The sequence below is a fragment of the Niallia sp. FSL W8-0954 genome, from assembly GCF_038005605.1.
GTDB classification, from domain to species: Bacteria; Bacillota; Bacilli; order Bacillales; family Cytobacillaceae; genus Niallia; species Niallia circulans_A.
On the sequence record NZ_JBBOTN010000001.1, the window covers coordinates 3306476 to 3320589 of the forward strand.

The following is a 14114-nucleotide window of genomic DNA, read 5'->3' on the forward strand; positions in this document are numbered from 1 at the left end:
TTTATTTGGTTATTTAATTAAAACAATTATGTATTATTAGACTCATTCAGAAAATCTACTATTAAAAAGGAAGAAAACAATTTATGGTCTTGCTTACTATTTCGATTATCTTATTTAATTTCATTGCATATAAGAAAAATAAAATACCTACAATGAACAGAAAAGTAAGTCTATGGACTTTTACTATTGCCTTTCAGATCAGTTTTGATGTGATTATTGAATTTAAGTACGGAGGGTATTGGTATTTTGATAAAGGTGTAGATTGGTTTGGAGTTTTTGCACACACGATTTTAATTCCTCCAATCAATATACTATTTATAAGCTACTTTCCATTTAACCACAGTATTATTAAAAAGGTATTATATATTACATACTGGACAGTAGGGATTACAATGTATGAAGCACTGACTTTACTCCCTGAACCTTTGGGCTATTTTCATTTAGGCTGGTGGAAATTGTGGTTTGAATTTATTATTGTACCTATTCTTCTACTTATGATATTGGGTTATTATAAATGGATTAGTAAGTTAGAAATGATAGCATTGGATATTAACAAAAGGAGCAATAAATAATATATTCTTTAGATTCTTAAAAATATTCCTCAGATTCAAACAAGGATTATTTTTTGCGTCTGTTTTAGTGAATATAGCTTAGCTTAGTTCTTTTTATTCCAAAAAACTCCTATTTAAGGAATATTTAGACTACATCGTAAGCTTTGCTTACTTTAACTATCTAGTACTCCCGATATATAACTCCGCTTATTTAATAATTGATGTAATTCTCTATAAAAAGTGTTGAGTTTGTCTTATATAACAAACGGGGCAGTTTAGTGAAAGTTTAATTTACAAATAAATTAAAGGCCCGACCGAGTGGTAGGGCGATGTTGGTTATATCTTTTTTGCAATTTCTTTTCTATTAGGTGCCAGTGGTGGTTGTTCTAACCATTTATTTTCTACCATAAGATCAAACCAATTTTTTGTAACTATAAGATTCTGTAATATAGTCTTCTCATAAGTGGCTACAAGATCTGTTCTCATGGCTGATGCTAATCCAGCACCATGATAATTTTGAGCCGCTTGAAACAGGAGACCCATATGGAAAAGGATTAACTTATCAGAAAATGGTGAATCAGTTGAGGTGGTTACTTCTGTTTCCAGAGATTTTGGCACTGGTAAGTTATCTGCTTGAAGTATTTTTGCTAATGCTTTTATTTGACCATCTGATGTTTTCTCTGATTCAGTTAGAAACTTTCTAATTTCTTTAGATCCTGCTATCTGTGAGAATGCAATAGATAGAGTTTTAGCCATTATACTTTTCTTAAGATTCAACGAAAGACTTATAATTTCTGTTGCAGCAAGCGTTCTACCTTTTCCAAAAAAACCATCTTTAAAATCTTTACTGGTGACATAACTTGGATGTTCGTATGCATAGTATTGTGGATCTCTTTGAAATAGACCTTTTTCAAGTAATAACTCAATAGTTTTATGATACATCTTATTTCCAGCTGTACTACATGAATCGTAAAAGTTTCTCAAATCTTTTCTGACTGAAATGCTTAGGGCAGTGGTATGCCCTAAGATTCCATGTATAGTCATGATATGTAAATAATTTAGGCAGAATGCATCTGAAAACAATCTCTGTTTTCCTAGATATAGGTCAGATTCATTAAATCCAATAGGAATAGGAAATCCTTCTTCCTTGAAGAATTTACCAATTGTGTTCTTTTGTTGGTCAAATGTCTTAATTGCAGTATGAAATATTTCCTTTATTGCTTTATCTTCTATTATTGAATACATATATTTATTAATAATGTCTGTCGCTGTTCCATTTATATACTCTGCCCATAAGGAACCTATTTCAGAAGATGTTAGCATTGATTTTTTCATAATTGATTCACCTCTATAATAATATTTCCAAATGCATACAGGATATGCTGTATAATATAAATTGGGAATTTCTAGTTTACTGCGCTAAAGAAGATTGTGAATAATTACACTTAAACAAAAGGGGGCGTTTGTTAATTAATATGAAAAAATGCCCCCTCTAGAGAATAGGCTTTCTTATGTGTGCATCTTACGGTGTTTAGTAATGAAGGAGGCAGCTATATAGAATACATTAATCTCCTTATTATACCGGTCTATAAATCCCTTTATTCTTAAGTATGAAAAGTGGTCAGAATTCAGAAAACAAACAAGAAATTGATACAGCAAGTGAAATTTGCAAATTTATAGAAGTACTAGTTGATGGTATATTACTGTAGAAGAATTTGAGAATAAAAAAGTAACTATTAATTTTACATAAAGCAGCCCTCCCCATATATATGGGATCTTTTTAATTATTTCTCATTGTCTACTTTTGTCGAAAGTGTAGTAATATTTCCTCTTAAAATGTAAAATGTTGTTGCTTAGCAGACAAATATTAGGGGGAAATTCAATGAAAAAAATTTTAATATTAATTTCTGCGTTGACACTATCTTTAATAGTAGGTTGCGGAAATCAAGAAGAAGGAACGAAAAACAGTTCTGAATCTGGAAATAAAAAGGAAACTACAGTAAATACAAGTGAAGAAAAAGAGACGAATAATAAAGTCTATTTTAAAGATAATGAAGCAAAATTAGTTGATTTAAAAATCAAAATCACAGAAACTAAAGTTATCCAACCGGGTGAAAAAGGAAATGAATATGGAGAAAAACCTGTATTTGCAATTTGGTATGAAACAACTAATTTAAGTGATAAAGATATTGATCCAACTACTGGATGGATGGCAGTATTCGAAGCAGTACAAGATAATAATCCTAATTCAGTTAATACTCTTGAAGTTGGCGGGCTTCCAGATGATCAATTCCTTGATTCTCAACTAGAAACAATTAAAAAAAATGGAACAGTTAAAAACGCGGTAGCTTATGAATTAGATGATTTAGAAACTCCTGTAACATTAATAGCTACACAAGGATTGGGTGGCGATAAATTAGGCGAACAAAATTTTAATATTAAATAATTTTTTTATATATTAAAAAAAGCCCTTCTACAAACGAGTTGGGCTTTTAAACTCTTTTCACTTGTAAAATATCCATAAATGGAACTTTAATTGTTTCAGAAAAATTCTCTATATGAATGAGTTTTGTATTCCCATCCATTTTAACTACTTTCCCTCTGACCGAATCTTCTCTCTTCCACACAGTTAATCTAAGTTCAGTCTTATCCTCTAATGCTTCTGTTAAAGTACTGGCGATTTCCTCTAGTTCAAATTCATCTCTGCTTGGTCTTGATGGTTTTTTAACCTTCTTAGGTTTTGTTAACGTCATAATTATGCACCTCTCCTTACTTTTCGTACTGGTCCAACTGATAGAATATTGCTTATCTTAAAAGTGCGTTGCTGCTTACGAGAAAAGCAATAAGCACTACATGATTCTTCATAAAGTTTGATGACCTTAATCTTACGTTGACTAATTTCTCCTTTTGTATGTATTTGGCAAGCAAAAAATGCATAAAACGGCAATCAAAAATGTAACCACTTGCCAACGAAATTTAATTCTGAATAATTGACTCCTTATAACGATAACTATCGCCTTTAAATACAATCAAATGCGAATGATGGATGAGTCGATCAATTACTGCCTCCGTTAATATTGGATCCCCAAAAACGTGATTCCATTGACCGAATTGAAGGTTTGTCGTGATTATGATGCTTTTGGTTTCATAACACATCGAAATAACCTGAAACAATAATTCAGCCCCTTGTTTGTGAAGAGGAATGTAACCTAACTCATCCAAAATCAAAAGATCCAATTTCTCTATTTGCTTAAAAAGCTTATTGAGATTACCTTTTTCATTTGCTTCTAATAATCGATTAACTAATGATGCCGCTGTATAGAATTTAACAGCTTTGCCATACCTTTGTATGGCATTCAATCCAATTAACGTAGCTAAATAGGTTTTACCTGCACCTACACCCCCATAGAAAATTAGATTTTCTTGCTGCTCCATGAATACTCCATTTAATAGGTCTTCACTACTTAGTCCTGCTGTTAGGACAATGTCCTTCCAATCAAAAGGTTTCCCATTGACTTTAGGTAAGCTTGCTTGTGTAAGTAAAAGATTTGTTTTTCGTTCTTCTCGTTGCTCAATTTCTTTTTCAAAAAGCTTCAGTAAATACTCTTCATTTGATGTGGCTTCTATCTCTTGATAATGTTCTCTAATCCAACTTAATTTCAATCGTTTAGCGAATTCTTGAATCTGCGTACTCAATTTATTTCAGCTCCTTTTAGAAGCTGATTATAATGCTGTAGACCTCTAGTAGCCTCCGGCATAATAGGCAATGACTTTTGGAGATGTACTTCTTCGCGTATCCCTCGACCATTAATTAGTTGGTAGAATACTTGTTTAATTGATTCAACCGAAGGATGACCATGCTCTGATGCAATCTTCAGCGCTTCAGTAATTTTACTAAAATCATAATCTTTCATCACTGTACCTAATAACTTCAGGGCTTCTGATTTTTCAGAGGAAGTACATGAATTAAAATATGTTTGCCATTCTTGTGGTAACTGCTCATAGAAACTAGTATATTTAAGTGCCATAGGACGTTTGGCCATTAGATTTAAGTATGGCTGCCAATTAATCGATTTTCTATATTGACCATAGAGTCGAGGATGGCTAACGACTAGTTGATAATCATCTGTAAGAATATCAATTGAATTATATGAAATACGAATTAGAACCTTATTTAAAGCGTATCTTGGTGAAGTAGAATATAGATTTTTTTCTACTTTAATATAACCGTACTTATCGGCTTTCACTGTTTCGTATCTGATGCATTGGTATTCCTTACTTGGTAAAACCAAAAAGGCTTTCCGATCCTCTTCAAACAGCTGGGATATGAAAGATTCCTTTTCATAATGTTTTCTCTCACGATCTTTCTCAGCTTTTTCCCACAACGTCTTATTAAGTTCGTCTAAATTCAGTACGTGGAGACCAGGCAATAAATAATTGTTTCTCACATATTTCACCATTGCTTCCACATGACCCTTTTCATTCCCACTATTAGGATTACAAAATTCACTTTCGAACCCATAGTGTAGAACGAAGTTCTGAAATTCCTCTGTTAACTGCCGTTCGCCATTTGGCAATACCTTCTTTACGGCAGCTGAAAGATTATCGAATCTAATTGTTCTTGGAACACCACCCATATGGTGAAAAATACGCTTTAATCCTTCTAAAAAACACTCTTTGTTTTGAGCGGGGAATACCTGAAAATAAAATGAATTACTATATGGATAAGAAAGAACCAGATAGGGTAGAGTTATCTGTTCCCCTTGATATTTAAACGGAGCTTCTCCAAAATCCACTTGAGCTGACCCAGGTTTGCTCTCTAGTGATAACGCTGCTTGATTCGCTTCATTTAATAGTTCTTTTTTTCGATGGGATATGTAGTTTCTTACTGTTCGATCAGAACCCTTAAAATCAAACTCCTCTTTTAATTGCTCCCAAATTCTCTTTGCAGTTCTACGGAATTTTCTCTTTTGTTTAAAATCTTCTATTAACCATTCATCTACTATATGTTTAATAGGATCCATCACTGGAGATGGTCTGTCTTGTTTGATATTTTCTACAGGACTAAAATCATCCTGTTCTGCATACTTCTTAACAGTTCTACGATCTCTTCCTATTCTTTGTGCAATCTCCGAATAGTTACTGTCTTTTATGTTTACCTCATGTCTGATATAATTAATTTCGGCCACTGCCAACATCTCCTTAATACCTCCTGCGCTTGTTTGTCCCAACAGGAAGTGTATGTGTATTTTGGAATGTTGACAAGTGGTTTTTTAATTTGTGCAGGGCCTACGGCCCTATTGCACAAATTTAATGCCATACCCTACATTTTTATGATGCCATAAACACTTTTGTATTTAGATAAATCATTTCTAAAACTTCACCATTCATAACAGCTCTTTTAAGTAAACCTTTCATCAGTTAGCCCCCCTTTTTGGATATATTATATACGAACATTCGTTCGAAAACAATATTGAAAACGAACAATTGTTCTTATATAATTATCCTATCAAAAAGGGAGAAGTGGGATATGTTAAAAGACCGTGGGACTAAGAAGAAGTGGGTTGCAATTATGTTACCAGAGCATGTTGCAGGTGTAAAAGAAGTTATTGTGAGAAATAATAAGATTGAGAAGCCTGGAACTAGACGAAGATAAGTTGAATGATATAGACGTTTTGATCCATGAAGCAATGGAATATAATCAGCTTCTTAAATACAGTCTATATAATAATGGATACATAAACACTTTGATTGGCCGTACTGTTTATATTGACTATCTTAATAACCAGTTACGTATTCAAGATGAAAAAATATTATATACATTACATTAGTTGATGTAGAAAGAGCATAAACGGAGCAGAAATAATGAGTAGATTATCTGAAGACGATAGAAACATATTTGAAAATGCTATATACTTACCGATGCTTCTTACAGTACTTGATCGTGATTTAAAAGTTGCTAATGCAGCTCCCTTTAAGCTTAGGCAAGTCTATATAAACTTAATCGAACACACGATGAAACAGGTACAAAGAGATATGCGTGAAAACAATAATAAGATGTATAAACGTAGATGGAAGTTAGTAAAAGGTGAGAATGATGGTTATTTTACCGAGTATAATTTCTATTTCAATGGTTTTCACGAAGTGCATAGATATTTTAATGACAACTTACGGAATAACACAGTAAAGCTACTTAATTATTATTTTTTGCATCGTCATTTAGATTGATCTTTTACAGGAAATTGTTCTAAGAAGGGCCTCGTTATAAAGGGACACGTATAGGGGAAATTAACCGCCGGTTCTACCGGCGGTTGCTTACTTTCTCTATCTTTTAATCTTCTTTTTGTTTCTAATGCTAGTGAAAATTAGTGAACCAACACTGAATATAACCCCTAACAACAAATTATAGAGGAATTCTAAATTATTTGTATTAGAGACACCAAATAAAATAGAAATCAATATTCCAAATAAAAATCCAGCGAACATCACATACAATTTACTATGATTTTTAAAAATTATAATTTGTTCTAAAATCATGCTAAGTATAATAACAATTACACTTAAATAAATAACCTGATAAAAAATTATTGTTATTATATATTCTGTACCAAATTGGTAAATAAAAACAAGAGAAAAAACGATTATATAATATACAATACTAATCAGATACGCCTTAATAAAATTCATATTATCAACTTTCTCTTTAAAATTGGAGATGACTTGTTAAACGCTCATCTAGTGTTGCTATCCAAGCAAGGCGCTTTAACTTTCCAATTTTTCCCTTCAAACAATAAACAGTCATCGTAAAAGATGATGTTTTTGCTTTACTTATCATCTCAAATTACTTTTTATCCTCAATATATTCTAATATCTCATCTCTGAATAGTTTAAATACTGGATTTGTACTTTCCCCAAATATTTTTACTATTTCATTTATGAATTGTTTATCATCTGTTAACTCATAGGTTATTAAATACCATGCAGATCTCCCTGCTTCATTTGAAATAATTTCATTTTCACTTTTTATTAAAACTAATAAATTCTGAAGTTGTTCATTAAGAACTTTTCCATCTTCACCATATAATTTTTCATATGCACTGATACCATTTAAAACATCCGTAGTATCACTACTTTTTATTAGTTCTCTGGCTTCTTCTAAGGTGAAAACAATAGCACCATCTACTTCTTCCTCCTCTTCCTCATATATGTACAAATTATCTAACATTTCATCAAATGAATCGAATAAGCGGATAAATTCATTTTCCTCTGAAAATATGTAAATTACACTTGGATTAGAAGAAGACTCATTATAATCTAATGCTAGCCACTCATGACCATCTCCACTAAGTATTATTATATTTTCTCGTTCAATTTTCCATTCTTCCACAAAGTAATTCGTTTGAAATATTCCCTCACCCTGCTTAATTCCAAATAAATACTCTATTATAATATAATTGTCATCTTCCTCCTGATTCTGTTTGAATGGCAGCGCATTATATTGTAATGTTCCACCATTTTTAATTTTTAATAAGTCAATATATGATTTAGGTAATTTTACATTAAAATGTTTTTCTGCAAGTATAATATCATCTTGAACTAAGTCTTCTAACGTATAATCATCAACCTCAACATTCCAAATATTCACAATAATTCTCCTTTTTTAAAAAAATGTTTATATTTTCCTTTTATTACTATATAATCAATATTGTATTATAAATATACTAAATTTTACAAAAAAGGGGAAGGTATATGAGTAAAACTTTCATTAAGTCATCAGTTATTACATTAATTTTTTCCTTATGCATTACTATTTTTTCGCCTGGTCTTGCATTAGGAGCTGATAACAAAGTTGTATCTAAAAATTTGGAATCGGAATTTATCACTGATAGTCAAAATGAAATTTTAGAGAATACACCAATTGATCTATTGGAAACTGTCCCGCTTGATACATTGGAAGATCATATTATAGATGATCCTTATAACGAAACAGAGAGGATAGAAAATTCTAGTGATTCAGATAATAACTTTTCTATTCTAGTACAAAAACATGAAAAATTCCCAGCTGGGGGAATTTCTGGAAAGGCGCCAACAGTAAAAAGAATAAATGTTAAAACTGTGCAAGTTAAAGTTTATAAAACCTATAACACTACACTATTTAAAAATCTAGTTAATGGTCATCTGGCAGGGAAATATCACCCAGTTACGAAAATTATATTCAACTATCAAGGTTTCCCTATATTCCCAGGTCCAACGTTCAAAATATCTGCTAAATACTGGAAATCAAGCAATACGACCATTTGGAATCAAATCAAGGGTAATGTAAAAGCTGAACTTAAAACTAATACTAAATTTAAAAAGCAGTTTACTCAAAGGGAGATAAGTGACATAAATAAAGGAATTAAACCTGCAAATTTTAGAATACACCACCATCAAAATACAGGAGAAATTCAACTAGTACATAAAAATTTACATGATAAAACTGGGCATACTGGTGGAAAAACAATTTGGGGCAGCTACAAATAACTAGGATATCCAGCATTTTATACTCGGTTTGAGGACCAATAGCTATATCTAGTTTAATCATTTGGGATTGTTTTGCTTTAGTACCAGTTTTTTTAAAAAGAGTTAATGCCCTCTTTTGAGGGCATTAACTCAGCTTGTGGAGAAAGGCACTATATTTTCTTCCACAAGCTTTTTTATTTGGTTTAATATTTATTTTTTTCACTGCCTTCCATCATTTTTATGTAAAAAACAAGGATCGTCACAATTACCCTAGCTTGGCTAGGTGCGTGGCGATCTTTTTCATATTCTGACACGCTGCGGTGAGTAACACTTGCTCACTCGCGTTGTGCAAGCCCCGTAACCGGCAATAACGAAGCCCATGCAGTTCTTTTGAATCTGCGAAGCTTCGCTCGACTTTCTCTTTTCTAAGTTTATAAAGCATTTTTCCGGAAAGGGAGAGTCTGTTTAGGCGTACCTTCTCCTTGAAGTCTTCCCACACATGGCGTGTTATGACCTTTTATTTGTTCTTTGACCTTGTGCACTCCTTCAGGAGTGGGCATTCCGAACATTTTTTAGCATCCGACTTATATTCTCTATATCCTTCTCTTGTTGTAGTGCGATAAACTAACTCCTGGCCATTCGGACAAACATAGACATCCTTTTCTTTTTCATAAGTAAACTTCCACTTTGGGAAAAGTCCTTTTGTGGGCTGAAATCTTCGGTGGGCAATGACGCCAAAAATACTTCTGTCGTGAAGACCTTTACAAATGGGATTCGTTAAATAACCTGAGTCTAGTGCTACAGCTTCCACTTTAAATCTAAATCGTTCAATCTGGCGATCCAATCTAGAAAGGTAAGGGACAGAGTCATGGACATTTCCAGGAGTAACATAGGCATCAGTTATAATATTAAACTTCATATCCGTTGTTCGGTGGTCAAGGTAACAGAACATTTCCTGCTTGTTATCCCTGGACATAAAGCCACAATCCGGATCGGTTGTACTTTTTCGGATTTCTTTTGTTTCTGTCACCTCCTCTCTATCTTTTAGAGCTTTTTTCCGTGGTTTGATCGGTCTTCATCAATAGCTTTATTGAGTTCATCTATGTATTCACGAGTCTCCATTTCTACTTCTTCACGAGTGAACTTGTGCTTATTGGCATTTGCTTTAAGGTGAGTGGAGTCAGTAAATAAAACTCTTCCACCGACCATTTTATGATTGATAGCTTGAAGGACAATTTCATCAAAGATTTCTTGAAAGATGTTTGTATCCTTAAAACGAGTTCGTCGGTTCCAACTGATGGTTGAATGATCTGGAACGGGGTCATGGAGCTTTAAGCCAAGGAACCATCGGTATGCCACGTTCATCTGGACTTCGCGTTCTAATTGTCGCTCTGAGCGGATGCCATAAAAATAACCAATGAACATCATCTTAAATAGCATAATTGGATCCGAAGGACGCCCGTTTTTCTCTGAATAGAAGGGACGGACTTTCTCCCCAATAAAAGAAAAATCAATGTACTTATCAACCTTTCTTAGAAGATGATCCTCCGGGACCAAGTCCTCAATAAAAACAAATTCAGCTTCATTTTGTGATTCTTTTTTCGGTTTGAACATACCATCCACCATCCTAGTAATATTAACTATATTATATCATATTAACGCGGTGAATTAGTGAAGCGAAAGCATAAAATAAAGACTGTCGAGAGTTTCTCGACAGCCTGAGCTTCTACGAATGTAGATACTTATTCTTTGTCAACAAAAATATTATTTTTAAGCTTCTTAAGTCGGTGCTCTAGCAAACTCCTAAAATAAACAACTCTCTTTCTTCCTTTTCTATTCAATTTTGATAAATTCCCTATAATGTTCACTATCGCAAGTACAGCAAACATTATTGCTATAGCAATTAGTATAGATTTTGCTATTTGATTAAATGCCACAAAACTTGTTACAAAAGAAGCAACAATTGCAACTATTGGTGATACATGAATTGAACTATTTGTCTCTTCTTCCATTCCTTTTAATCGTGCAATACTTCCTACAAGTGTATACTCATCTAACTTATCTAATACTTTATGCATATCATAATATGAATTAAGTCTACTATGATTCAATTCTGAGAATTTATCAACTAATGCTAATATCTCTTCATCTTCCCCTATTAAGAGTATCCTCTGAATTTCCTGTTCAAAAAAGTCGTTTTTTTCAACTTTTGCACGAATACTGTTCATTTCTCTTTCTATTCCATCCAATTTACGTTTTAAGCCAAACCATAACATCTCTATCCCCTCCTTAACTCTTTATCGGAAGGGCTAATGCTTTTTAAAGTTTTGTTATTTCTAAACCATATACTAATGATTTAATATCTGGTTTACAGATAACAAAAAAACATCCGAATCGGATGTTTAGTCACTAGTATTTTTAAAGATTTTCTTTTCTCTTTTTCGTGAATCTTGATATATCAGTTCGTTGACACTATCTCTAATCATATCCCTAGGTATATGAATATTTCTATTAATCAGCTCTTTTTCTAAATTGTCCAAATTAAAAGAACCTTGCCTATTGATTAAATCATTAATTACTTCTCTAACAACAGATTTTTCTTGTTCATTCATTTGATATTTAACAAAATACTTCTGTTCTGCGAATGTTTTTAATCCTCTCATTACCGTTCTTTCTAACTCATTGAAACGTTCTAATATGTACTTCTCAGGTTGGCTTACTTCTGGGTTCTTTAATATTGAGATACTTTCCAATGTACTATAAATTGGATTTTCAGGTTTTTCTTCTATTAAAGCTTCATGAATCATTGCTTCAAGATTTTCTTTTAATTCAACGACCCCCTTCATATCATTTGTATAAAAGATTGTTCTAAGCTGATTAATATCAAATGGTAAATCCGTTGTTTTTTCACAAATTTGCACTAGTGGCTTTCTTACAGCATGTCTTACTGCTAGTTCATACATTACATTAGGATTTAGTCCAGTTAAGTTCGCTATTACCAAATCAGATTCTATAATATTTTCAATAACTTGGCGTGTTATATTTCCACCTTTACTAATTTTATGCGCTACTACGATTTCAAAATTTAAATCATTAAGTAATGGGCTAATAACTGCATCGATGACTCCATCTGCATGTCTTCTAATAGTAGATTCGTCTCCTCCTATTGGTGTAATTATAAAACAAGTTTTGCTATCACTCATTAACATTCCCCTTCCGTCTTTTCTTTGTTAATTCGACAAAAGGAGATATTTTCCTGCTATTATCCAACCAAACTTTGGACCCATGATAAATAATTTGTCGTAAAAGAATAATATAAAGCAGCCAACAATGCTACAGTCGCAAGAAAATTAGCTAATTGTTTTGGAAATCTTAATGCTCTTAATAAAATAAAAACTACTATAAATGCTATTGCTCCAGTAATCATGACTATTCCAAATTGGATAGCCATTCCATTTACTGTATTCCCAACAGGACTAAAATCGATTTTTTCCATAAAACACCTCCAAATAATATATCGGGTAAATATGGAAAAATGGTAGTTCTATTTTGCTTTACCGAAGACAATGCTCTCTAACGAAATTAGAGGAAGCAGCCTATTAACCGACTCCCCGTCCTGCCTTCCATTTTACACTACCGATTTTTCACCATGCAAAAGTTTGGAAAAAGTCGTATTTGTGCCGATTTGCGCCTTTATGTCAGCTCTTAATTTATCAATAGAATCTCTAGAAATCTCTAAATGTATCGCTATTTGCTGCCGAGTCATTCCGCTTAGCATACAATCATAAACAATTTTCAATATTTCTTTGTCTAAGAAATCTCCAGCGCTTTCAATGGCGAATACTTTTCGTTGATATTCTCGCAATCTCATTATTTGTTTCTTTCTCGAATATCCATGTCCCTCAATTCTGCTTGTCTTTTGCCAAAACTCCCATGAGGTAATGTTGCTTCAATCCCATATTGAGCAACTCCCCAGGATCGCATGGGTACAGATTTCCCATAAATAATTCTTTGTAGCCTTTCAATTTCTCTTTTCATCATTCGGTAATCTCTAATTAATTCTGCAATATTTATCTCCATTCACCATTACCCTCTTTGTCTTAATGCCCCATTATGTCTTCTATATGTAGGCTTTCTCATGCCCATTAGCTCTTCTAAGTCTCTATGAGAAAGATTTTCTTCCTTATTTGCAACTGACTTTTTCTTAGTTGATTGAGTCTTAAGATGTTGTTTTTCCCATTCTTTAAGCTGTGTTTTTAATGGAGGATTCATCATTATCACCTCATTTGATAAATAAAAAAAGGACACCAAACGAAACGGTATAAACCGCTTGTTCAGTGTCCTCCAGTTGGCTGGTAGAACTATTATTCAAATGTTTTTAGTACAACTAAATATGCTATATTCCTTCTCGGTGTTAAAAACAACCAAAAAAAGGCCAACACACTTAATACAAAATATGATGAACCCCATATTATGGCAAAATACGTAAGAAGTGCTCCCATATTAATTGGCTGATACTCTTCTCTTAATTCGATGGATTTAATTGCTAAATCAAAGTCTACTTTCCCAATAAACAATAAGTACGAAGAAAAAAAAGTGAGAAAAACACTAATTAGTGGAATTAATAAACCTATTAAAGTCTTATTATATTCCTTACTATGTTCTAAATTTAATTCTAACTCATTTGCCATCATGAGTATTTCATCCTTTTGATGATGGGTTTCCATATACTCCTTGAATTTAAGTTTCCCTTTATTATTATATATATTTATTTTCAATAATTTTTTTCAACCTTTTTCAAGTAATTTTTAGTATCCAGTTCATCATATCTTGTTCTTTTACTCTTATTATTAAAATTCTTCTCCTTCATCAAACTTTACCCTTTTAACTTTACCTTGATGAGTAATGATTTTTGTCTCCCCATGTTCCGGTAGCCTAGTAAGCTTAGCTCCTCCATCACACACAACAATGGCAAAGATTCCTTTTTGTTCCATTATATCAACTTCTAGGCGCATTGTACTAGTATTTATCTCTAATTCTTTAAGCCTCATGAGGATCACT

20 protein-coding genes and 1 pseudogene are annotated in these 14114 nt (G+C 32.6%); 6 read left to right on the top strand and 15 right to left on the bottom strand.

Annotated elements, in window-relative coordinates; translation table 11 throughout:
- The first annotated feature begins 83 nt into the window (after positions 1–83).
- Positions 84–572, top strand: coding sequence for a hypothetical protein (locus NX902_RS16410; RefSeq protein ID WP_341160849.1), 489 nt, complete (start codon positions 84–86; stop codon positions 570–572).
- A 315-nt stretch (positions 573–887) separates the two neighbouring features.
- Here the strand turns inward: NX902_RS16410 and NX902_RS16415 are convergent, their stop codons facing one another.
- Complete coding sequence (locus NX902_RS16415; RefSeq protein ID WP_341160850.1) at positions 888–1886, bottom strand: DUF3231 family protein; 999 nt, start codon at positions 1884–1886, stop codon at positions 888–890.
- Positions 1887–2433: 547 nt separating this feature from the next.
- Between NX902_RS16415 and NX902_RS16420 the strand changes: the two genes are divergently transcribed.
- Positions 2434–2997, top strand: a complete 564-nt coding sequence (locus tag NX902_RS16420; RefSeq protein ID WP_341123023.1) for a DUF5067 domain-containing protein — start codon at positions 2434–2436, stop codon at positions 2995–2997.
- Between the two features lie 46 nt (positions 2998–3043).
- Here the strand turns inward: NX902_RS16420 and NX902_RS16425 are convergent, their stop codons facing one another.
- From NX902_RS16425 to istA, 3 genes are all read right to left on the bottom strand, one after another.
- On the bottom strand, positions 3044–3304 hold the full coding sequence (locus NX902_RS16425; protein WP_341123024.1) for a YolD-like family protein: 261 nt from the start codon (positions 3302–3304) through the stop codon (positions 3044–3046).
- Positions 3305–3527: 223 nt separating this feature from the next.
- The gene (gene istB / locus NX902_RS16430; protein ID WP_036179323.1) at positions 3528–4247 is read right to left on the bottom strand and encodes an IS21-like element helper ATPase IstB; all 720 of its coding nucleotides are present in this window, start codon (positions 4245–4247) and stop codon (positions 3528–3530) included.
- Positions 4244–5749 (bottom strand): IS21 family transposase, encoded by a 1506-nt coding sequence (istA, locus tag NX902_RS16435; RefSeq protein WP_171509407.1) that lies wholly within the window; start codon positions 5747–5749, stop codon positions 4244–4246. Before istA ends, istB begins: the two co-directional genes overlap by 4 nt.
- Before the next feature lie 332 nt (positions 5750–6081).
- Here istA and NX902_RS16440 point away from each other — a divergent pair, with 332 nt between their 5' ends.
- From NX902_RS16440 to NX902_RS16450, 3 genes are read left to right on the top strand one after another with little or no spacing between them, the layout of a single operon-like run.
- Positions 6082–6207, top strand: a complete 126-nt coding sequence (locus NX902_RS16440) for a hypothetical protein (protein ID WP_341123025.1) — start codon at positions 6082–6084, stop codon at positions 6205–6207.
- Positions 6179–6382: a YolD-like family protein gene (locus tag NX902_RS16445; RefSeq protein WP_235973410.1), complete on the top strand. Its 204-nt coding sequence runs from the start codon at positions 6179–6181 to the stop codon at positions 6380–6382. Before NX902_RS16440 ends, NX902_RS16445 begins: the two co-directional genes overlap by 29 nt.
- Before the next feature lie 34 nt (positions 6383–6416).
- Complete coding sequence (locus tag NX902_RS16450) at positions 6417–6779, top strand: hypothetical protein (protein WP_172860251.1); 363 nt, start codon at positions 6417–6419, stop codon at positions 6777–6779.
- A gap of 475 nt (positions 6780–7254) precedes the next feature.
- On the opposite strand, the gene NX902_RS16455 is transcribed toward NX902_RS16450, so the two are convergent.
- Positions 7255–7386 (bottom strand): hypothetical protein, encoded by a 132-nt coding sequence (locus NX902_RS16455; RefSeq protein WP_341123027.1) that lies wholly within the window; start codon positions 7384–7386, stop codon positions 7255–7257.
- 6 nt (positions 7387–7392) lie between these two features.
- Positions 7393–8196 carry an SMI1/KNR4 family protein gene (locus NX902_RS16460; RefSeq protein WP_172859970.1) on the bottom strand — a complete coding sequence of 268 codons (804 nt, stop codon included), beginning with the start codon at positions 8194–8196 and terminating at the stop codon, positions 7393–7395.
- Between the two features lie 104 nt (positions 8197–8300).
- Here NX902_RS16460 and NX902_RS16465 point away from each other — a divergent pair, with 104 nt between their 5' ends.
- On the top strand, positions 8301–9074 hold the full coding sequence (locus NX902_RS16465) for an HNH endonuclease (RefSeq protein ID WP_123260829.1): 774 nt from the start codon (positions 8301–8303) through the stop codon (positions 9072–9074).
- A gap of 244 nt (positions 9075–9318) precedes the next feature.
- On the opposite strand, the pseudogene NX902_RS16470 reads toward NX902_RS16465, so the two are convergent.
- The 9 genes and pseudogenes from NX902_RS16470 to NX902_RS16510 all read right to left on the bottom strand — a co-directional run bounded on the left by NX902_RS16470 (position 9319) and on the right by NX902_RS16510 (position 14104).
- Positions 9319–10667, bottom strand: a pseudogene (locus NX902_RS16470) (IS1182 family transposase).
- Positions 10668–10795: 128 nt separating this feature from the next.
- Entirely contained in the window at positions 10796–11329 is a 534-nt protein-coding gene (locus NX902_RS16475) for a hypothetical protein (protein ID WP_172859969.1), read from the bottom strand.
- A 126-nt stretch (positions 11330–11455) separates the two neighbouring features.
- A complete protein-coding gene (locus NX902_RS16480) occupies positions 11456–12256 on the bottom strand; it encodes a hypothetical protein (RefSeq protein WP_172859968.1) in 801 nt (266 codons plus the stop codon).
- A 59-nt stretch (positions 12257–12315) separates the two neighbouring features.
- A complete protein-coding gene (locus tag NX902_RS16485) occupies positions 12316–12549 on the bottom strand; it encodes a hypothetical protein (RefSeq protein WP_095334328.1) in 234 nt (77 codons plus the stop codon).
- Positions 12550–12681: 132 nt separating this feature from the next.
- Positions 12682–12924, bottom strand: coding sequence for a hypothetical protein (locus NX902_RS16490; RefSeq protein ID WP_235973336.1), 243 nt, complete (start codon positions 12922–12924; stop codon positions 12682–12684).
- Positions 12924–13133 (bottom strand): hypothetical protein, encoded by a 210-nt coding sequence (locus NX902_RS16495; protein WP_235973334.1) that lies wholly within the window; start codon positions 13131–13133, stop codon positions 12924–12926. Before NX902_RS16495 ends, NX902_RS16490 begins: the two co-directional genes overlap by 1 nt.
- Positions 13134–13139: 6 nt before the next feature.
- Positions 13140–13325 carry a hypothetical protein gene (locus tag NX902_RS16500; protein ID WP_172859971.1) on the bottom strand — a complete coding sequence of 62 codons (186 nt, stop codon included), beginning with the start codon at positions 13323–13325 and terminating at the stop codon, positions 13140–13142.
- Between the two features lie 92 nt (positions 13326–13417).
- Positions 13418–13831, bottom strand: a complete 414-nt coding sequence (locus tag NX902_RS16505; protein WP_341160851.1) for a hypothetical protein — start codon at positions 13829–13831, stop codon at positions 13418–13420.
- A 72-nt stretch (positions 13832–13903) separates the two neighbouring features.
- On the bottom strand, positions 13904–14104 hold the full coding sequence (locus tag NX902_RS16510; RefSeq protein ID WP_123258020.1) for an XtrA/YqaO family protein: 201 nt from the start codon (positions 14102–14104) through the stop codon (positions 13904–13906).
- Positions 14105–14114 lie beyond the last annotated feature (10 nt).